Below are 19,593 nucleotides of genomic sequence, written 5' to 3' on the forward strand. Positions count from 1 at the left end.
GCCCGCCGAACAGGGCGGCCAGAAAGATCATCCGGGCTTCGCGCCCCTCAAAGGCGCGGGCCACCATCGTTTCCGCTCCCGTGGCCTTGAGATACGAAAGCAACAGAACCGCAAACAGGATGTACTGACCGGTATGCGCCAGCGCCCTTCCCGCGAAGCTGACGACAGCGACCCAGTTGCCCGGGTCCAGCACGGCAACCAAGGCAAGGATCGCCGCAATCGGCGCCCAAGGGGTCTTGAGATAGTCGGTCAGGCGCTTGCCAGCCGCCTTTGGGGTCTGCGTCAACTCAGCCATCGTTGGCGGCCTTTCCTTGCTGGTCCGCGCAGCATTCGCTGAGAATGAACTGCGCGAGGTTCTTCAGTTCGTGGAAACAGGCCCGGTTGATCGTGCTGCGCCCCACTTTTTCCTGTTCGACCACGCCGCCGGCGGCCAGAAACCGCAGGTGATGGGCCAGGGTCGACGGGGCGATGCCGGTCCGGCTCTGGATTTCTCCGACGCTCAGCCCGTCTTCGCCGGCGCGCACCAGGGTTTTGAGCACCTGCAATCGGGCTTCGGACCCCATGGCCGAAAACCCTGCTGCCGCTTTTTCCCACATGCTCTACCCTCCATTAAACTAAATTTCTAGTTTTATAGAATTATTATCAGAGACATGTCAATGCCGGAAGAGGGTGATCAAGGATAAGTCCAGATTGCCCGCACCTTAGGTCCACCCTATAACGAGGTATGGGGATTTCAGTTGACACCTTCTTTCTGAAGCCGGACGGGCAAGGCACGCTGCAGGCGCAGATCCAGCAGATGATCGCCGAGGGCATCCTGTCGGGGCGATTTCACGTGGGCGAAAAGCTGCCCTCGTCACGCAAGCTGGCCGCACATCTGGGCGTCAGCCGCATCACCGTGACGCTGGCCTATACCGAGCTGCTGGCGAATGACTATCTGACGGCCAAGGGGCGATCGGGCTATTATGTGTCCGAGAACGCGCCGGTTCCGCCGAAATACACGCCGGTCCAGCGCGGCGCCGAGACTGTCGACTGGGACAGGGCGCTGGCCCGCCGGTTTTCGGACGGCGACGTTCTGACCAAACCGCAGGACTGGCGGGACTACCGCTATCCGTTCATCTACGGTCAGCCCGACCGCACCCTGTTCGACCATGCCAACTGGCGGCTGTGCGCGGTGCGAGCACTGGGGCACAAGGATTTCGACTCACTGACCGGCGACTATGTGGATCAGGACGACCCGCTGCTGGTCGAATTCATCGCCCGCCACACGCTGCCCCGCCGTGGCATCGCGGCCCGGCCCGAGGAAATCCTGATCACGCTGGGCGCGCAGAACGCGCTGTGGCTGACCTCGCGCATCCTTCTGGGACACGGGCGCAAGGCAGCGATCGAAGATCCCAGCTATTACGCGCTGCATGAATTGCTGCGCTGCTCGGATGCCACCATGGCGGCGCTGCGCGTCGATCAGGACGGGCTGCCGCCCGACGCCATCCCCGATGACACCGATGTCATCTACACCACGCCCAGCCACCAATGCCCCACCACGGCGACCATGCCCGTGGCGCGGCGCCACGACCTGCTGGAACGCGCCCGCGCGCTGGACGCAATGATCGTCGAAGACGACTATGAATTCGAGATGGCCTTTCTGGGCGCCCCCTCCCCGGCGCTCAAGTCCTTGGACAAGGACGGCCGCGTGATCTATGTCGGCAGTTTCTCCAAATCGCTGTTTCCGGGTCTGCGGCTGGGCTACATGGTCGGGTCCGAGGCCTTCATCCGCGAGGCGCGCGCCCTTCGGTCGCTGGTGTTCCGGCATCCGCCGGGCCACATCCAGCGCACCGCGGCCTATTTCCTGTCGCTGGGGCACTATGACGCCCAGATCCGCCGCATGTCCAAAGCCCTGTTGCACCGCCGGCAGACCATGGAAGAGGCCATCGAGCGGCACGGGCTGACCGTCGCCGGACGCGGGGTGTTCGGCGGTTCGTCGATGTGGATGCGGGCCCCCGACCATGTCGATACCGCCGAACTGGCGCGGCAGTTGCAGAAACAAGGTGTTCACATCGAACCCGGCGCGCCGTTTTTTTCCGGCCCGAACCGTCCGCGCAACTTCTACAGGCTGGGCTATTCCTCGATTTCGTCCGACCGCATTCCCGACGGGATCGCCAGGATCGCCGGGGCGATTCAGGCAACCTGACCGCCCTCTGGACCTAAGCCGATTGCCCGACTGGCCCTAACCCGGTGGCCGGCATTGCGCCAAAACCTATGGCGACCCAGGCGGCGCGCCTGCCTGTTTTCACCCCTGTTCGGAGATCGCCCAGATGAAAATGACCACGGAAGAGGCCTTTGTAAAAACCCTTCAGATGCACGGGATCGAACATGCATTCGGGATCATCGGCTCGGCCATGATGCCGATCTCGGACCTGTTCCCCAAGGCCGGGATCATGTTCTGGGACTGCGCTCACGAAGGATCGGCCGGCATGATGGCCGACGGCTACACCCGCGCCACCGGAAAGATGTCGATGATGATCGCCCAGAACGGCCCCGGCATCACCAACTTCGTCACTGCCGTGAAGACCGCCTACTGGAACCACACCCCGCTGCTGCTGGTCACGCCGCAAGCCGCGAACAAGACCATCGGTCAGGGTGGCTTTCAGGAAGTCGAGCAGATGAAACTGTTCGAGGACATGGTCGCCTATCAGGAAGAGGTCCGCGACCCGTCGCGCGTGGCCGAGGTGCTGAACCGGGTCATCATGAAGGCCAAGCGCGCCAGCGCCCCGGCCCAGATCAACATCCCGCGCGACATGTGGACCCAGGTGATCGACATCGAACTGCCCGCCATCGTCGAGTTCGAGCGCCCCTCGGGCGGTGAAACCGCCGTGGCCCAGGCGGCCGAGCTGCTGTCGAACGCGAAGAACCCCGTTATCCTGAACGGTGCCGGCGTGGTTCTGTCCAAGGGCGGGATCGAAGCCTCGAAGGCGCTGGCCGAGCGTCTGGATGCCCCGGTCTGCGTCGGCTACCAGCACAACGACGCCTTCCCCGGCAGCCACCCGCTGTTCGCCGGCCCGCTGGGCTACAACGGGTCCAAGGCTGCAATGGAGCTGATCAAGGAGGCCGACGTTGTGCTGTGCCTGGGCACCCGCCTGAACCCGTTCTCGACCCTGCCGGGCTATGGCATGGAATACTGGCCAGCCGACGCCAAGATCATCCAAGTTGACATCAACCCCGACCGAATCGGCCTAACCAAGACGGTCACCGTGGGCATCGTGGGTGACGCGGCCAAGGTGGCGACCGGCATCCTGAACCAGCTGAGCGACACCGCGGGCGACGAAGGTCGCGCCGAACGCAAGGCGAAGATCGCCGAAAAGAAATCGCGCTGGGCCCAGCAGCTGACCAGCATGGACCACGAGGACGACGACCCGGGCACCACCTGGAACGAGCGCGCCCGTGCCGCCAAGCCCGACTGGATGAGCCCCCGCATGGCCTGGCGCGCCATTCAGGCCGCCCTGCCGAAAGAGGCGATCATCAGCTCGGACATCGGCAACAACTGCGCCATCGGCAACGCCTATCCGTCCTTCGAGGCGGGCCGCAAATACCTCGCGCCGGGCCTGTTCGGCCCCTGCGGATATGGCCTGCCGGCCATCGTCGGCGCCAAGATCGGCTGCCCGGACGTGCCGGTCGTGGGCTTTGCCGGTGACGGCGCATTCGGCATCGCGGTGAACGAACTGACCGCGATCGGCCGCGAGGAATGGCCCGCCGTGACCCAGATCGTGTTCCGCAACTACCAGTGGGGCGCCGAAAAGCGGAACTCGACCCTGTGGTTCGACGACAATTTCGTCGGCACCGAACTGGACACCAAGGTCTCGTATGCCGGCATCGCGCAGGCCTGCGGCCTGAAGGGCGTGTTGGCCCGCACCATGGATGAACTGACCGCAGCCTTGGCACAAGCGATCGAAGATCAGAAAAACGGCATCACCACCCTGATCGAAGCCTTGATCAACCAGGAACTGGGCGAACCGTTCCGCCGCGATGCGATGAAAAAGCCGGTGGCGGTGGCCGGCATCAGCCGTGACGACATGCGGCCGCAGACCGGCGCCTGACGCGAGCGGGCGCCTGAAACCCGATCATCGCCCGGGCCACGGGCGGTGATCCGCACGTCGACGCACCGGCCTGAACGGCGCAAGCCTCTGGATCGGGACGGGGAATTGCCTAGAGTAGCGTCAAGATAGAACCGCCTGCGCAACATTGGCGGCCATGAGCCACAGGGAAACACATGAGCCAACCAAAGCTGGATACGTCACCCGAAGTTTCGGACGAGGTCCGCAAGACCACCTGCTACATGTGCGCCTGCCGCTGCGGGATCAACGTGCACCTCAAGGATGGCAAGGTCGCCTATATCGAGGGCAACCGCGACCACCCCGTGAACAAGGGCGTGCTGTGCGCCAAGGGCAGCGCGGGGATCATGCAGGTGAACGCCCCGTCCCGGCTGCGCAAACCGCTGCGTCGCGTCGGGCCGCGCGGCTCGGGTGAATTCCGCGAAATCGAGTGGGACGAAGCGATCAGCACCGCCGTCGGCTGGCTGCACGAACTGCACGAAACCGCACCTCAGAAACTGGCGTTCTTCACGGGTCGCGACCAAAGCCAAAGCTTCACCTCGTTCTGGGCCCAGAATTTCGGCACACCAAACTATGCCGCGCATGGTGGGTTCTGTTCGGTCAACATGGCGGCAGGCGGGATCTATACGATGGGGGGTGCTTTCTGGGAATTCGGACAGCCCGACTGGGACCATACCAAGCTGTTCATGCTGTTCGGGGTGGCCGAGGACCACGACAGCAACCCCATCAAGATGGGGATCGGCAAGATCAAGGCGCGCGGCGCACGCGTGATCGGCGTGAACCCGGTCCGCTCGGGGTACAACGCGGTTGCCGACGACTGGGTGGGGATAACTCCGGGCACCGACGGGCTTTTCATCCTGTCGCTGATCCATGTGCTGATGAAAGCCGGCAAGATCGATTTGGACTATCTTAGCCGCTATACCAACGCACCCGTTCTGGTGAATGCCCAAGAAGGCCCGGAAAAGGGTCTGTTTCTGCGCGACGCCGACGGCAAGCCGCTTGTGATCGACCGCATTACCGGGCAGCCTGCGGCATTCGACAAACCCGGCGTGCGCCCCGACCTGTCGGCGCAATACACACGCGATGGCGTCACCCACAGGCCGGTCTTCCACCTGATGGCCGAACGTTACCTCAGCGACGAATACGCGCCGGAAGCCGTTGCCGACACATGCGGCATCCCGGCCCAACGCATCCGGGCCATCGCCGCCGAACTGGCCCGCGTCGCCTTTGACGAGGCGTTCGAGCTGGACCAAGAATGGACCGACTTCCGCGGCGAGACGCACAGCAAAATGGTGGGGCGGCCGGTCAGTTTCCATGCCATGCGCGGCATTTCGGCCCATGCCAACGGGTTTCAGACCTGTCGTGCGCTGCACAGCCTGCAGATCCTGCTGGGCACGGTCGAGGTTCCCGGCGGCTTCCGGTTCAAACCGCCCTATCCCAAACCCGTCGAGGCCCACCCTACACCACATGGCGATCGCCGCCCCGGCCGACCGCTGGATGGTCCGCATCTTGGCTTTCCCCGCGGCCCCGAGGACCTTCTGCTGGACGACTGCGGCACGCCGCAGCGCATCGACAAGGCCTTCACTTGGGAAAACCCCATGTCAGCCCACGGGCTAATGCACATGGTGATATCGAATGCGGCGGCGGGTGATCCCTACAAGATCGACACGTTGTTCATGTACATGGCGAACATGTCGTGGAACTCGACCATGAACACCAGCGGCGTGATCGAGATGCTGACCCGCCGGAACGAAGACGGCAAATATGCCATCCCGCGCATCATCTACTCCGATGCCTATTCCTCGGAAATGGTAGCTTATGCCGACCTGATCCTGCCCGACACCACGTATCTCGAGCGTCACGACTGCATTTCGCTGCTCGACCGCCCGATCTGCGAGGCCGACGCCGCCGCCGACGCGATCCGCTGGCCGGTCATCGAACCCGACCGCGACGTGCGTGGCTTTCAATCGGTTCTGATCGAACTGGCCAACCGCATGAAACTGCCGGGCTTCACCAACGAGGATGGAAGCCCGAAATGGACCGACTATGCCGACTACATGGTCAACCACCAGCGCAAACCAGGCATCGGCCCGCTGGCCGGCTTCCGCGGCGCCGATGGCTCGCAGGTGGGGCGCGGCGATGTGAACCCCGACCAGCTGAACCGCTACATCGAAAACGGTGGGTTTTTCGTCGAGCACATTCCTGATGCGGCGCTCTACTACAAACCCTGGAACACTGCGTATCAGGACTGGGCGGTGGGAATGGGCCTGTATGACAGCCCTCAACCCTACCTGTTCCAACTCTATTCCGAGCCGATGCGCAAATTCCAGCTGGCCGCTGAAGGTCACGGCGACCGCCAGCCGCCCGACCACCTGCGCGACCAGATCAGACACAAAATGGATCCACTGCCCATCTGGTACGAAACCGACCAGACCGGCAACGATGGCTATACCATCAACGCCCTGACCCAGCGCCCGATGGCAATGTATCACAGCTGGGGCAGCCAGAACGCGTGGCTGCGCCAACTGCATGGACGCAACCCGCTTTATGTCCCCACCAAACTGATGCGGGAGCACGGGCTGAAAGACGGCGACTGGGCTCGCGTCACCTCCCCACACGGCGAAATCACTGTGCCGGTCATGGAGATGGCCGCGCTCAACGAAAACACCGTCTGGACATGGAACGCCATCGGCAAACGCAAGGGCGCCTGGGCCCTGCAGCCCGACGCGCCCGAGGCGAACAAGGGCTTCCTGCTCAACCACCTGATCCACGAACTGCTGCCGCCCAAGGGCGACGGCCTGCGCTGGGCAAATTCCGACCCGATCACGGGACAGGCCGCCTGGTTTGACCTGAAGGTCAAGATCGAAAAAGCCGAAACACCGGCAGACGCCCAAAGCCAACCGGAATTCCCGCCAATCAAATCTCCGGTCGGCACCGGCCCCAAGGATCTTGCGTGGAAGGTCGGCAAATGACCCTGCCCCGTCCTTCATCTGGCCCGAAATATCCCGGGGGTGAATTGAGCCGCCAGGCTCAAGAGGGGGCTGGCACCCTCACCTCTCCCGGCCCGGAACACGAGCAGACACTATGACCCAACTCCCCCAATCCACCGAACGAAAGATGGGCCTGGTCATCGACCTAGACACCTGCGTGGGCTGTCATGCCTGCGTGATCTCCTGCAAGGGCTGGAACACCGAGAATTACGGCGCCCCCCTGTCCGATCAGGACGCCTATGGCGCCAACTCCTCGGGCACATTTCTGAACCGGGTGCACTCCTACGAGGTGCAGCCGGCGGAAGGTGCCGCCCAACTGATCCATTTCCCCAAATCCTGCCTGCATTGCGAGGATGCACCCTGCGTCACCGTCTGCCCAACCGGCGCCAGCTACAAGCGGGTCGAGGACGGGATCGTGCTGGTCAATGAAAGCGACTGCATCGGTTGCGGCCTGTGCGCCTGGGCCTGCCCATATGGCGCGCGCGAACTGGACGCCGCAGAGGGCGTCATGAAGAAATGCACCCTGTGTGTCGATCGCATCTACAACGACAACCTGCCCGAGGAAGACCGCGTTCCCGCCTGCGTGCGGACCTGCCCCGCGGGCGCCCGTCATTTCGGCGACCTGGGCGACCCCGACAGCGAGGTCAGCCAACTGGTGTCCGAGCGCGGCGGCATGGATCTGATGCCTGAAATGGGCACCAAACCCGTCAACAAATACCTGCCACCCCGCCCCAAGGACACGGTCGAAGACCAGATCGACATCCTGGCGCCCCTGCTGGCGCCGGTCGCCGACGAGCCGAAGGGCTTCCTTGGCTGGCTGGACAAGGCATTGGAGAAGCTCTGACATGCATCCCGCACCCTCTGTCATCGTGTTCACAACCCTGTCGGGGCTGGGCTTCGGCCTGATGTTTTTTCTGGGGCTGGGCTTGCCGAATGTCTCGGGTTGGGTGGCGTTCGTGTTCTTCGCCATCGCCTATGCGCTGGCGGTGGGCGGGCTTCTGGCCTCGACCTTTCACCTCGGCCATCCCGAACGCGCGCTCAAGGCGTTCACCCAATGGAAGACCAGTTGGCTCAGTCGCGAGGGCTGGTGCGCGGTTCTGGCCCTGATGGTCATGGGGCTCTATGCTATCGGCGTGATTTTCCTCGGCCAGCGTTGGGCCGGGCTGGGCCTGCTGGGATCGCTGCTGTCGCTGGCGACCGTATTCACGACTGCGATGATCTACACGCAGCTCAAGACGATCCCGCGCTGGAACATGAAGCTGACCCCTGCCATGTTTCTCAGTTTCAGCCTGGCGGGCGGGGCGCTTTTGGCGGGGCAGACGGCCCTGGCCATTCCACTGCTGCTGATCGCGGCCCTGATCCAGATCCTGTACTGGCGTCAGGGCGACCAGGCTTTCGCGAATGCGGGCACCACGCTCGCCACGGCCACCGGTCTGGGCGACCGCGGCACCGTGCGCGCCTTCGAGCCCCCGCATACGGGCACCAACTATCTACTGCGGGAGTTCGTGCACGTTGTCGGACGCAAACATGCCGAAAAGCTGCGGGTGATTTCCTTTGGTCTGGCCTTCGTGCTGCCGGTGCTTCTGCTGGCGCTACCGTTCAACCACCTGTTCGCCGCGCTGGCGGTGCTGTCGCACCTTGCTGGCGTGGCCGTTTCCCGATGGCTGTTCTTTGCCCAGGCCGAACATGTGGTCGGCCTGTACTACGGCAAGCGCTGACGAGAGACCCCCGGCCGCTCACTCCCGGAGGCAGGCGGGCGGACAGCCCGCGCCGGATCAGAGAAGGCCCGCGTGGCGCATCGCCGCGTCGATGGCCTGCTTTGTGCCGTCCTCCAGCGTCGTCAGCGGCGAGCGCACCTCTTCCGAGCACAGGCCCAGCTTGCTGAGGGCATATTTGGCACCGACAAGGCCGGGTTCGATGAAGATCGCCTCGTGCAGCGGCATCAGGCGGTCCTGGTACTCCAGCGCCGTGGCGTAATCGCCCGCCAGTGTTGCCTGCTGGAACTCGGCACATAGTTTCGGCGCCACGTTCGCGGTGACCGAGATGCAGCCGACCCCGCCATGGGCGTTGAAGCCCAGCGCCGTCGCGTCCTCGCCCGACAGTTGGATGAAATCGGTACCGCAGGTGGCGCGCTGCTGGCTGACCCTGGCCAGATCGCCGGTGGCGTCCTTGACGCCGACGATCCGCGGCAGCTGGGCCAGTTCGCCCATCGTCTGCGGGGTCATGTCGATGACCGACCGGCCGGGGATGTTGTAGATGATGATCGGAATGTCGGCGCAGTCGTGCAAGGCGCGGAAATGGGTCAACAGCCCCCGTTGGGTGGGCTTGTTGTAATAGGGCGTCACGACCAAAGCGGCATCGGCGCCGACCTTCTGCGCGAATCGCACGAACCGGATCGCCTCGACCGTGTTGTTCGACCCGGCCCCGGCAATTACCGGCACGCGCCCCGCGGCGGCCTTGACCACCTCGGCCACCACGGTTTCGTGTTCCTCGTGGCTCAGCGTCGGGCTCTCGCCGGTCGTGCCCACCGGCACCAGACCGGTCGACCCTTCGGCAATCTGCCATTCCACCAATTGTTTGAGCGTATCCAGGTCCAACTCGCCGTTGCGGAACGGGGTGACAAGAGCTGGCATCGAGCCTTTGAACATGGAACGCTCCTTGAGGTTCAATCGTGTGATGTGCGTCGCAGGCCGATACGAATTTAGGTTTCTTGAGTTGATCCCGGCGGCGCAAGGTTTATCCTGAATGGCTGTATCCACGGTTGGTCGGGAAATGCAAGGGATGACACGGATTCTGGCGCTGATTGCCACGGCGATTCTGGCGATTACGATGCAGATCGGAAACGCGCGCGCCGACAGCGTGGCCGACCTGCGGGCCGGACTGGCGGAAATGCGTGCCGGAGATTGGAACGAAGCCCTACGCGTCGCAGGCGCGCGCGGCTCGGTTTCGCGCGACATCATCGTGTGGCACTGGCTGCGCCAGGGATTCGGCAGTTCGGGCGACGTTCTGGTATTTCTTGACCGGCGACCCGACTGGCCCGGACTGGCCTGGTTGCGCCGCAAAAGCGAGCCGACCTTCACCGGCGCCGACCCCGACCGGGTTCTTAAATTCTACCGGGACACCCCTCCGCAAACGGCCGAAGGCGCCCTGAACCATGCCATCGCATTGATGGCGAAGGGACGGGTCGGCGACGCGCAGGCCGATATCGTGACTGCGTGGCGCACCATGCCGATGGGAGAGGGCCTGCAAAAGGACTACGTTGAAAACTTCGGTAAACTGCTGAAACCGCATCATCAGGCCCGGCTGGACCGGATGCTGTGGGACGGGCACCTGATCAGCGCGGCTCAGATGCTGCCGCTGGTGGGCAGTGACTATCGCAAACTGGCCGAGGCCCGGATCGCGCTGCAAAAGCGCGCGCCCGGCGTGGATGCCAAGATCGCCGCGGTGCCCAAAGCGCTGGCCGATGATCCGGGGCTGGCCTTCGACCGTTTCGTATGGCGTGACCGCAAGGAACTGGACGACAGCGCCATCGACCTGATGCTGGCCCGCTCGACCAGCCCCGAGACCTTGGGCGAGCCCGACAAATGGGCCGAGGGGCGGCGCCGGCTGGCGCGGCTGGAGATGCGTCAGGGCGATGCGAACCGCGCCTATGCCATTGCCGCCAACCACCACATGACCCCCGAGATGGGCTATGGCTATGCCGACCTCGAGTGGCTGTCGGGGTTTCTGGCCCTGCGCAGGCTGAACGATCCCGACACGGCGGTGCGGCATTTCCGGAATTTCCTCGGCGCGGTTCAATCCCCGATCTCGATGGGCCGGGGCGGGTATTGGCTGGGCCGGGCCTATGCCGCGCAGGGCAACGCCGAGAAAGCCTATGAAGCCTTTGCCCTGGGGGCGGACTATCAGACGTCGTTCTACGGGCTGCTGGCGGCCGAACAAATCGGCCGCCCGTTCGACGACGATCTGGCCAACCCGCGCCGGGCGCCACATTGGAAACAGGCCGATTTTGCGAATTCCAGCGTTCTGCAGGCCGGGTTGCTGCTGCTGCGCGCGGGCGAACGCGACCTTGCCGAACGGTTCCTGACCCATCTGGTCGAGGGGCTGGACCCAGTACAGGCCGGCCAATTGGGCGACCTGGCTATCGAGTTGAACGAGCCGCACCTGGCCGTGATGATCGCCAAGCGCGCGGCGACCGAAGGGGTCGTTCTGCCCGCGGCCTATTACCCGATGCACCCCGTGGCCGACATGCGCCTGCCGATGGCCGAAGAGATGGTTCTGGCGATCGCCCGCCGCGAAAGCGAGTTCGACCCGGTAGTGGTCAGCGGCGCGGGTGCTCGCGGCCTGATGCAGGTGATGCCCGCCACCGCCAAGCTGGTGGCGCAGGAATTGGGCATTCTAAGCGGGCACAAGACCCCTCGGCTGACCGCGGACTGGCAGTACAACGCCAAGCTGGGGGCCAATTACCTTGCCAAATTGGCGGCCGATTTCGACGGAAACGTCGTGATGATGGCCGCCGGCTACAATGCCGGACCGAACCGGCCGATCTCGTGGAGGGAACGCTACGGCGACCCGTTGCGCGGCGAGGTGGACATGATCGACTGGATCGAGACCATCCCGTTTTCCGAGACCCGCAACTATGTGATGCGGGTGACGGAAAGCCTGCCCGTCTATCGCGCGCGGCTGGGCAAGCCGGCGCTGCCTATCCCGTTTTCGAGGGAACTGAACGGATCAACCCTGGCGGCGTTCGCGCCATAGGGTGAACAGCCCCGCGGCCACCACCAGCGCAGCGCCCGCCACCACGGCAGGGCGCAGGGTTTCGTCAAAGATCGTGATCCCCAGGATGGCGCTCCACATCAGGTGGAAATAGGCAAAGGGCTGCACCGCGCTGGCCTCGGCCATCTCATAGCACTTGATCAGCAGCCAGTGCCCCAGAACCCCGGTCACGCACAGCAGGCCCATCCACAGCCAGTCGCGCGGCACCATCGGCTCCCAGAACCACAGGCCGATCGCGGTCATGAACACGGCGCCCACCACGCCGGTCCAAAAAAAACTGGTGGCGGTGCTGTCCTGACGCGCCACATAGCGCGTCAGCAACCCGTAAACCGCGAACATCAACGCCGAGATCAGCGGGATTACCGCCCAAGGGTTGAACACGCCCATCCCCGGCTGAAGGATGATCAGAACGCCGATGCACCCCACCCCGATCGCGGCCCACCGGCGCCAGCCGACCGTCTCGCCCAGAACCGGCCCGCTGAGCGCGGCCACCAGAAGCGGATAGCAGATGAACACCGCCTGGCTTTCGATCAGGCCTAGGATGGTGAACCCATAGACCGCCACGCAGATCTCGCCCGCCAGCAGAAGGCCGCGCAGGATCTGCAACCCCGGCTGCCGGGTCCGCGCCGCAGCGGCCAGACCGCCCGGCGCCCGCGCCGCAAGCGCCAGCACGAAAAGCGCGAAGAACCAGTATCGGATCATCACCACCATGTAGGTGTTGTAGGTGCCCGCCAGGTGACGCGAGATCCCGTCCTGCAGGGCAAACACGATAGTCGCGCCGACCATCAGGGCAATGCCGGCCTTCACGTTGTTCTGCTGGCTCATGGCTTGACCGCCCGGGTCATGTGCCGCTTGCGGCCATAGCCCGGTGCGCGGGCAACCTCGAACCCGGCCTCCTGCAGGCCGCGGCGCACGAATCCGGCCGCCGTGTAGGTGGCCGCCGTGCCGCCGGGGGCGGTGTGATCGGCCACCTGCCGCATCAGGTCCGGCTGCCACAACTCGGGGTTCTTGGCCGGTGAAAACCCATCGAGAAACCACGCATCCGCCTGGCCGCTCCACCCCGGAAGCGTCTGGCGGGCATCCCCTTCGATCACCGTCAGGCGCAACGACCCCAGGTCACAGGTCCCGCCCTGCCACGCGTCCAGAAACCGGCCTGCCCAGGGCGAGATCCGGGGAAAAGCCGCCAGCGCGCGCGCCATGTCGGACGGGTCCATCGGAAACGCCTCGAAACTGGTGAAGGTCAGCGGGCCGCTCTGCCCCGAGGTCTCCCACGCGGCCCAGGCCGTCAGCATGTTCAGCCCGGTGCCAAAGCCCAGCTCAGCGATGTGAAAGCCGGGGGCGAACCGGGCCGGCAGGTCATTGCCCGCCAGAAAGACGTGGCGGGTCTCCTCCAGCCCGTTTTGCAGGCTGAAATAAGGGTCGTCGAACCGGTTCGACACCGGGATGGTTTCGTCCGTCCACGACAATTCGGCGCGCTGGTCTGCCATGAGGGAATCCTGTAGCTAGGCGGCGCGACACTGAACAAGGGAAAGAGGTTTGGCAATGGTCGATGTTACGATCCGCGGCGCCGGGATTTTCGGCCTGTCCATCGCCTGGACCTGCGCCCGGCGCGGGGCCAGGGTTCAGGTCGTGGACCCGTTCGGACCGGGCGCCGGCTCCAGCGGCGGGCTGGTTGGGGCGCTGGCGCCGCATGTGCCGGAAAACTGGAACGACAAGAAGGCGTTTCAGTTCGAAAGCCTGCTGATGGCCGAACCCTTCTGGACACAAGTCGAGGCCACCGGCGGCGTGTCGCCCGGCTACGCCCGGTTGGGGCGGCTGCAGCCGATCGCCGATCAGCGCGGGCTGGACCTGGCGCATCAACGCACCGAGACCGCCCGCAGCCTGTGGCAGGGCCGCGCCGATTGGACGGTGCGGCGGGTCGAGGAGGTCGGCGCCTGGTGCCCGCCCAGCCCCACTGGATTTGTCATTCACGACACGCTCAGCGCGCGGATGCACCCGCGCCGGGCCTGTGCCGCGCTGGTGGCCGCCCTGGCCACGATGGGGGTCGAGGTCGCTGCCGAAGCGCCCGACCGGGGCCGGGTGATCCATGCCACCGGCGTGGCCGGGCTGCTTGAGCTGTCGCGGGCCTTCGGCAGGACCGTCGGCAGCGGCGTCAAGGGGCAGGCGGCCTTGCTGCGCTTCAACGCGGGCGACGTGCCGCAGCTGTTTGCCGATGCGATCCACATCGTGCCCCATGCCGACGGGACGCTGGCAATCGGATCGACGTCCGAGCGCGACTATGATGACCCCACCAGCACCGATGCTGCCCTGGACGACGTGATCGAACGCGCCCTGCGCGCGGTGCCGGTGCTGCACGGGGCCGAGGTGATCGAACGCTGGGCCGGTGTGCGCCCCCGCAGCAAAAGCCGCGCGCCGATGCTGGGCGCGCATCCACTGCACAAGGGTCAGTTCATCGCCAATGGCGGGTTCAAGATCGGGTTCGGCATGGCCCCCAAAGTGGCCCAAGTCATGGCCGATCTGGTTCTGGAAGACCGCGACACCATCCCCGAGGGTTTCCGACCCGACGCGTCACTCTGACTGCGCGACGGCGCAGGCCTGCATGCACTGCCGTCCGTCCGGCCCACGCACCCAGAGGTCATTCCCGTTGCGGCACAAATTTGCCGGTTCGAAATGCATCAGCGGCGACGAGGCCCGAAACGAGAACTCGGCCAGCGGCCCCAGCAGATCGGTCGCCAGCAGCATCAGATGCTGCGCCAGCAACGGGCCATGCACGACCAGCCCGTCATAGCCTTCGACATCGCGGGCATAGTCCAGATCATAGTGAATGCGGTGGCCATTGAAGGTGAGCGCCGAGTAGCGGAATAGCAGCGTCGAATCGAACGTGACGGTGCGCGCATCGGTCTCGTCGGTCCGCGCGACAGGCGGAATCGGCTTACGCGCATCCGCTGCGGGGTCCTGACGATAGACCAGATCCTGCCATTCGGTCAGGCACAGGGTTCCGCCCTGACGGATCTCCTGGCGCAGGGTGACGAAGCCCAAAGGCCCGGTGCGTCCAGTTTTCGTGGTGGCCTGCTCAAGCACCGAGCGGCGCTCGGCCATGGCGCCTGCGCGCAGCGGCGCGTGAAAACGCAGCCGCCCGCCCGCCCACATCCGGCGCGGCAGCCCAAGGTCGGGGATCAGCCCATCCCCTACGGCCGGGTGTCCGTCGCGCCCAAGCTCGGCCGGCGGGCGCGGAGACCAGAAATACAGCTGGTGAAAGAAGGGCGGCAGCGCTGAGCCGGCCTCGATCGATGCGGTTTGACCCAACGCAATCTGCAAGGCCGCGGCGCGGGCAGGGTCCATCACGTCGGTTTGGGTTTCGGCGGAACGGTCGGTCATGGCGGCACACTAGGCCGCGCCCATCCGGCCGGCAAGATGGCCCATCGGCCTAAAACCCGGCTTCGGCCCGCAACTTCTGCATCAACTCGCGCAGCGTCGCCTCGTATCGGTCGCTGATCAGTCGTCCCTGATCGTCGAATTCGTTCGAACTGTCGGCCAGGTGCAGTTCCGGCCCTGCCAGAACGCGCGGCTGAAACGGCACCATGAACGCCCGCAGGATCATCTGCGCCCGTTCGCCCCCGGCCCGGCCTGCCGCCGCCGACATCACCGCCACAGGCTTGTCGGCCCAGGGCCGCCCCTTGGTGCGGCTGACCCAATCCAGCGCGTTCTTCAGCACGCCCGACGGCCCCTTGTTGTATTCGGGCGTCGAGATGACCACCGCATGCGCCTGGGTGATCTGATCCGCCAGCAATTGCACCTTGTCCGGTATCCCGGCGCTGTCTTCGAGGTCGCCATCATAGAGCGGCAGGTTCAGATCAGCCTCGATGAACGTCCCAGGATTGAACAGCCGGGCGGCCTCTCGCAGCAGCCTGCGGTTCGTGGCGTTCTGCCGCAACGAGCCGGACAGGCCCAGAAGGATAGGGTCGGACATGGGGAAACTCCGTCATCGTGTCTGGTTGCAGTTTAGCCGTTCCAGCCGCTAACCATAGCGCGCTTGACGCGCAGTCAATGTGCAAAAAGAAAGGGTCGCGCGCCGCGACCCCATCGTGTTGTCTGTCGCGTGTCAGGCGTTCCCGCTGGGCACGATCACGATCTCGACCCGTCGGTTCTGTGCCTTGCCCTCGGGCGTCAGGTTCGAGGCGATCGGCTGATTTTCACCCCGCCCGATGGTCGTGATGCGCGCATAGCTGACCCCGTTGGCCTGCAGGATGTCGGCGACCGCATTCGCGCGACGTTCCGACAGGGCCTGGTTGTAGCCCGCATCGCCGTCGCTGTCGGTATGGCCGATGATCTGCACATTGGACTTGGGGTAATTCACAAGGTTCTGACCGACCCGCACCAGATCGGCCCGCAGCGCCGGACGGACAGTGGCGCTGTCGGTGTCGAAGGTGATGTCGTTGGGCACGGTGACGATCAGCCGGTCACCGGCATTCACGATGGTGATGCCGTCATTGGCCAGTTGCTGGCGCAGCTCGGCGGCCTGTTTGTCCAACTGGTTGCCGATCAACCCGCCCCCAGCAGCACCGATAGCCGCCCCGGCCAACGCGCCCAGTCCGGGGTTGGAATCATTGGCGATCGCCCCCACACCAGCCCCGATCAGGCCACCCAGAATGGCGCCCTGCTTGGCGTTCTGGTTCGGGTCGTCCTGCACTCGTAGGGTCCCCGGATCGGTACACGCGCCCAGAATAAGGGCAGCGCTCAGTCCCAGCGGCAGCGCGAATCTGGAAATCGTCATGGAATCACCTTCTGCTCCTGTACCCGTTTTTCGGGCTACTTCGTTGACGACATTTTATCATGCCAGCAGCAATACGGCTCAAGCGACAAAATGGCGAGATCGGCGAATACCTGCCCGCCGGGGCAAAGAGGGTCAGAAATCGGGCGCGGAGCGGAATTTCATCGACACGCCATCCTCGGGGTGTTTGACGCGCAACTCCTCGGAATGCAGCATCAGGCGCGGAAAATTCCGCGCGGGCCCTTCGGCATAGAACGGATCGCCCAGAATGGGATGGCCAAGCGTCTGCATGTGGACCCGCAGTTGGTGCGAGCGCCCGGTCTTGGGATACAGGCGGATGCGGGTCGTGTCGCCGTCGTGCCGGACCACGCGCCAATCGGTCACCGCGGGCTTGCCGGTTTCATGGCAGACCATCTGCCGCGGCCGGTTCGGCCAATCCACGATCAATGGCAGATCGACGGTTCCGGCCTTGGGTTCGACCCGCCCCCAGACCCGCGCGATATAGGTCTTGCGGGTCTGCCGGTTCTCGAACTGCTGGCCCAGGTATTTCTGCGCATGCGGCGTCTGGGCAAAGATCATAACCCCCGATGTGTCGCGGTCCAGCCGATGCACCAGCAGCGCCTGGGGAAAGGCCGCCTGAACGCGGGTCAGGAGGCAATCGGCCAGATGCGCCCCCCGCCCGGGCACCGACAGCAAACCCGCCGGTTTGTTCACGACGATTACCTGCGCGTCCTCGTGCAGCACGTCCAGCGGGGTTTGGGGCGGATCATAGGTATCGCTCATGCGCGCTGCCTATCGCAGGGCGCGGGTTCTCGCAACGTCGTCCTTGCGATGGGGGTGCCGTTCGCGCAACTCTCACCCCCCAAGCGGAGGAGACGAGATGCACCCGACGATCGAACGCATACAGGAGGTGGTTGCCAAGGGCGACGAGAGCCTGATCCACGAATTGCTGGCCGAAGATGTGCGGTTCATGCCGCCGACCTACTACAGCACTTGGACGGGACGCGCGCCGGTGGCGGCGGTACTGGGCCATGTGGGCCAAGTGTTTTCCCAGTTCCGCTATCGCCGGATCATGGGCACGGGCAAGGACTGGGCGCTGGAGTTTCAGTGCAAGGTCGGCGATCTGGACGCGGTGGGCGTGGACCTGATCACTCTGAACGACGACGGGCTGATCCAGACCTTCGAGGTAGTCATGCGCCCATACAAGACCATCGGCGCGCTGCGCGAGGCGATGATGGCGCGCGTGATGACCGACGCCCGTTTCCTGGAATTCAAGTCAGCGTTGGGCTGACCATGGCTGCCCCCGTCGGCGTGGACCAGATCGCCCGACTGCCTCTGCTTCCGCTGCTGGCGGTGCAGGCCTTACTGGTGCGCCAACGCGCGCTGCGACTGCCCGAGCCATCCGGCCCGCGCGAGGGGCGTCATGGAAAAGGCCCCCGACTACGCCTGCTGATTGCCGGCGACAGCTCGGCGGCGGGCGTCGGCGCCGGCACCCAGGATCAGGCGCTCTCGGGGCAATTGATCCGCCAGCTTGCACCGCATTTCAGCGTCGAGTGGTGCCTGATCGCGACCACCGGTCACACCACGCGGGACACGATCGAGGCACTGAGTGACATGACCGATTCCTTCGACGTTGCCGTCACCGCGCTTGGGGTGAATGACGTGACCCGTGGTGCGACGGTCAAACAGTTCCAGAAACACCAATCCGATCTGTTTGACTGCCTCACCCGCGACCTGGGTGTCCGTCGTATCATCGCAACCGGCGTCCCACAGATGGAGCGGTTTCCGGCCTTGCCGCAGCCTTTGGCCTGGGTGTTGGGCCGACAAGCGGCGCGTCTGGACACCGGGTTGCAAAAGGCCATGAGCCGGTATCCGCAAGCGCGACACCTGGCCCTGACTCTGCCGGACGATCCGGCCCTGGCCGCACCGGACGGGTACCACCCCAGCCCCAAGGCCTATGCTCTCTGGGCGCAGCAGGTGGCTCGGTTAATCCTCGATCAGGCCTGACCGCGCACCTGCCGGATCATCGGCAGTGAATACACCACCAGCGCCGACCAAATCAGCGGAAATGCAATCATCCGTCCCCGGTCGACCTGCTCGCCGAAAACGGTGATCGCGGTGATGAAGATCATCGTTGGCGCGATGTACTGAAGGATGCCCATGGTCGACAGCCGCACCATCTTGGCCCCGTTGGCATAGACCAGCAGAGGCACCGCCGTGACGATTCCTGCGCCCGCCAGAAGCAAAGTGTCGCTGGCCACCAAACCAAAATGCCCTTCGCCCATGGCACCCAGCCAGGTCACATAGGCCAGCGCCGGCACCAACAGGATCAGCACCTCGAGCAGAAAACCCTGGTTCGGCCCGATGGGCAGAGACCGCTTGAAAAAGGCATAGAACCCCCAGCTGATCATCAGACCCAAGGCGGCCCAAGGCAGGCGCCCGGCCTCGAGGATAAGAACCAGCACGCCCAGGGCCGCCAGACCAACAGCGATCTTTTGAGTGCGCGTCAAAGATTCCCGCAACAGGATCGCCCCCAGCGCAATGCTGAACAGTGGGTTGATGTAATACCCCAGCGCCGCATCCAAAGCGTTGCCGCTGGCAATGGCCCAGACATAGATAGCCCAGTTCACCGAGATCAGCGCAGCAGTCAGGCAAGCCATTCCCAGCATGCCCGGATCACGCAGAGCAGCCTTCAGATCGCCAGTCCGGCCCAGCGCGATCAGCAGCAGCCCCGCAACAGGCACCGACCAAATAATCCGATGGGCCACCACTTCGACCGGAGAAATATGCGCCATGGCCTTCATGTAAAGCGGCAGGAACCCCCACAGCAGATAGGCCGTGACGGCGAGGGCCAGCCCCTTGGGCGTGTCCCCAGAGTCGGTGGTGAATGCGGGCTGCGCCATTCAGGTTCTCCGAGCGTTGTACCCGGTTCATATGGCAGGTTGCGCGGCGAAGG

General features: G+C 64.7%; 18 protein-coding genes and 1 pseudogene. 9 read left to right on the forward strand and 10 right to left on the reverse strand.

Annotation, left to right across the window (positions count from 1 at the left end):
• Both AC2FMM_RS17270 and AC2FMM_RS17275 read right to left on the reverse strand, forming a co-directional pair.
• Positions 1–295, reverse strand: a pseudogene (locus AC2FMM_RS17270) (permease); the annotation flags it as partial.
• A complete protein-coding gene (locus tag AC2FMM_RS17275) occupies positions 288–596 on the reverse strand; it encodes an ArsR/SmtB family transcription factor (RefSeq protein WP_496680411.1) in 309 nt (102 codons plus the stop codon). The gene AC2FMM_RS17275 and the pseudogene AC2FMM_RS17270, both read right to left, overlap by 8 nt.
• 128 nt (positions 597–724) lie before the next feature.
• Between AC2FMM_RS17275 and pdxR the strand changes: the two genes are divergently transcribed.
• From pdxR to AC2FMM_RS17300, 5 genes are all read left to right on the forward strand, one after another.
• On the forward strand, positions 725–2,185 hold the full coding sequence (pdxR, locus tag AC2FMM_RS17280) for a MocR-like pyridoxine biosynthesis transcription factor PdxR (protein WP_496797243.1): 1,461 nt from the start codon (positions 725–727) through the stop codon (positions 2,183–2,185).
• Between the two features lie 124 nt (positions 2,186–2,309).
• Complete coding sequence (gene xsc / locus AC2FMM_RS17285; protein ID WP_496797244.1) at positions 2,310–4,088, forward strand: sulfoacetaldehyde acetyltransferase; 1,779 nt, start codon at positions 2,310–2,312, stop codon at positions 4,086–4,088.
• A gap of 173 nt (positions 4,089–4,261) precedes the next feature.
• Complete coding sequence (locus AC2FMM_RS17290; protein ID WP_496797245.1) at positions 4,262–7,075, forward strand: molybdopterin oxidoreductase family protein; 2,814 nt, start codon at positions 4,262–4,264, stop codon at positions 7,073–7,075.
• Between the two features lie 112 nt (positions 7,076–7,187).
• Positions 7,188–7,937: a 4Fe-4S dicluster domain-containing protein gene (locus tag AC2FMM_RS17295; RefSeq protein WP_496797246.1), complete on the forward strand. Its 750-nt coding sequence runs from the start codon at positions 7,188–7,190 to the stop codon at positions 7,935–7,937.
• A 1-nt stretch (position 7,938) separates the two neighbouring features.
• Complete coding sequence (locus AC2FMM_RS17300) at positions 7,939–8,811, forward strand: dimethyl sulfoxide reductase anchor subunit family protein (RefSeq protein WP_496680401.1); 873 nt, start codon at positions 7,939–7,941, stop codon at positions 8,809–8,811.
• A 57-nt stretch (positions 8,812–8,868) separates the two neighbouring features.
• On the opposite strand, the gene dapA is transcribed toward AC2FMM_RS17300, so the two are convergent.
• Positions 8,869–9,741 carry a 4-hydroxy-tetrahydrodipicolinate synthase gene (gene dapA / locus AC2FMM_RS17305; protein ID WP_496680399.1) on the reverse strand — a complete coding sequence of 291 codons (873 nt, stop codon included), beginning with the start codon at positions 9,739–9,741 and terminating at the stop codon, positions 8,869–8,871.
• 133 nt (positions 9,742–9,874) lie between these two features.
• Here dapA and AC2FMM_RS17310 point away from each other — a divergent pair, with 133 nt between their 5' ends.
• A complete protein-coding gene (locus AC2FMM_RS17310) occupies positions 9,875–11,848 on the forward strand; it encodes a lytic transglycosylase domain-containing protein (RefSeq protein ID WP_496797247.1) in 1,974 nt (657 codons plus the stop codon).
• On the opposite strand, the gene AC2FMM_RS17315 is transcribed toward AC2FMM_RS17310, so the two are convergent.
• Both AC2FMM_RS17315 and mnmC2 read right to left on the reverse strand, forming a co-directional pair.
• Positions 11,822–12,691, reverse strand: a complete 870-nt coding sequence (locus AC2FMM_RS17315; RefSeq protein WP_496689616.1) for a DMT family transporter — start codon at positions 12,689–12,691, stop codon at positions 11,822–11,824. The genes AC2FMM_RS17310 and AC2FMM_RS17315 overlap by 27 nt on opposite strands.
• Positions 12,688–13,353 carry a tRNA (5-methylaminomethyl-2-thiouridine)(34)-methyltransferase MnmC2 gene (mnmC2, locus tag AC2FMM_RS17320; protein ID WP_496689614.1) on the reverse strand — a complete coding sequence of 222 codons (666 nt, stop codon included), beginning with the start codon at positions 13,351–13,353 and terminating at the stop codon, positions 12,688–12,690. The genes AC2FMM_RS17315 and mnmC2 overlap by 4 nt, the downstream gene beginning before the upstream one ends.
• A gap of 55 nt (positions 13,354–13,408) precedes the next feature.
• On the opposite strand from mnmC2, the gene AC2FMM_RS17325 reads away from it, so the two are divergent.
• The gene (locus AC2FMM_RS17325) at positions 13,409–14,443 is read left to right on the forward strand and encodes an NAD(P)/FAD-dependent oxidoreductase (protein ID WP_496797248.1); all 1,035 of its coding nucleotides are present in this window, start codon (positions 13,409–13,411) and stop codon (positions 14,441–14,443) included.
• Here the strand turns inward: AC2FMM_RS17325 and AC2FMM_RS17330 are convergent.
• The 4 genes from AC2FMM_RS17330 to AC2FMM_RS17345 all read right to left on the reverse strand — a co-directional run bounded on the left by AC2FMM_RS17330 (position 14,435) and on the right by AC2FMM_RS17345 (position 17,420).
• The gene (locus AC2FMM_RS17330; RefSeq protein ID WP_496797249.1) at positions 14,435–15,244 is read right to left on the reverse strand and encodes an HTD2 family dehydratase; all 810 of its coding nucleotides are present in this window, start codon (positions 15,242–15,244) and stop codon (positions 14,435–14,437) included. The two genes, AC2FMM_RS17325 and AC2FMM_RS17330, sit on opposite strands and share 9 nt — an antisense overlap.
• A gap of 49 nt (positions 15,245–15,293) precedes the next feature.
• A complete protein-coding gene (locus AC2FMM_RS17335; RefSeq protein WP_496680388.1) occupies positions 15,294–15,836 on the reverse strand; it encodes an NADPH-dependent FMN reductase in 543 nt (180 codons plus the stop codon).
• A 132-nt stretch (positions 15,837–15,968) separates the two neighbouring features.
• Positions 15,969–16,640: a YiaD family glycine zipper/OmpA-like lipoprotein gene (locus tag AC2FMM_RS17340; RefSeq protein ID WP_496797250.1), complete on the reverse strand. Its 672-nt coding sequence runs from the start codon at positions 16,638–16,640 to the stop codon at positions 15,969–15,971.
• 132 nt (positions 16,641–16,772) lie between these two features.
• A complete protein-coding gene (locus AC2FMM_RS17345) occupies positions 16,773–17,420 on the reverse strand; it encodes an RluA family pseudouridine synthase (RefSeq protein ID WP_496797251.1) in 648 nt (215 codons plus the stop codon).
• A gap of 97 nt (positions 17,421–17,517) precedes the next feature.
• Here AC2FMM_RS17345 and AC2FMM_RS17350 point away from each other — a divergent pair, with 97 nt between their 5' ends.
• Both AC2FMM_RS17350 and AC2FMM_RS17355 read left to right on the forward strand, forming a co-directional pair.
• Positions 17,518–17,928: a nuclear transport factor 2 family protein gene (locus tag AC2FMM_RS17350; RefSeq protein ID WP_496689605.1), complete on the forward strand. Its 411-nt coding sequence runs from the start codon at positions 17,518–17,520 to the stop codon at positions 17,926–17,928.
• Between the two features lie 2 nt (positions 17,929–17,930).
• Positions 17,931–18,644 carry an SGNH/GDSL hydrolase family protein gene (locus AC2FMM_RS17355; protein WP_496689604.1) on the forward strand — a complete coding sequence of 238 codons (714 nt, stop codon included), beginning with the start codon at positions 17,931–17,933 and terminating at the stop codon, positions 18,642–18,644.
• Here AC2FMM_RS17355 and rarD read toward each other — a convergent pair.
• The gene (rarD, locus tag AC2FMM_RS17360; protein ID WP_496680381.1) at positions 18,635–19,540 is read right to left on the reverse strand and encodes an EamA family transporter RarD; all 906 of its coding nucleotides are present in this window, start codon (positions 19,538–19,540) and stop codon (positions 18,635–18,637) included. The genes AC2FMM_RS17355 and rarD overlap by 10 nt on opposite strands.
• Between the last annotated feature and the right edge of the window lie 53 nt (positions 19,541–19,593).

The sequence above is a fragment of the Ruegeria sp. BHSC043 genome (assembly GCF_059612985.1).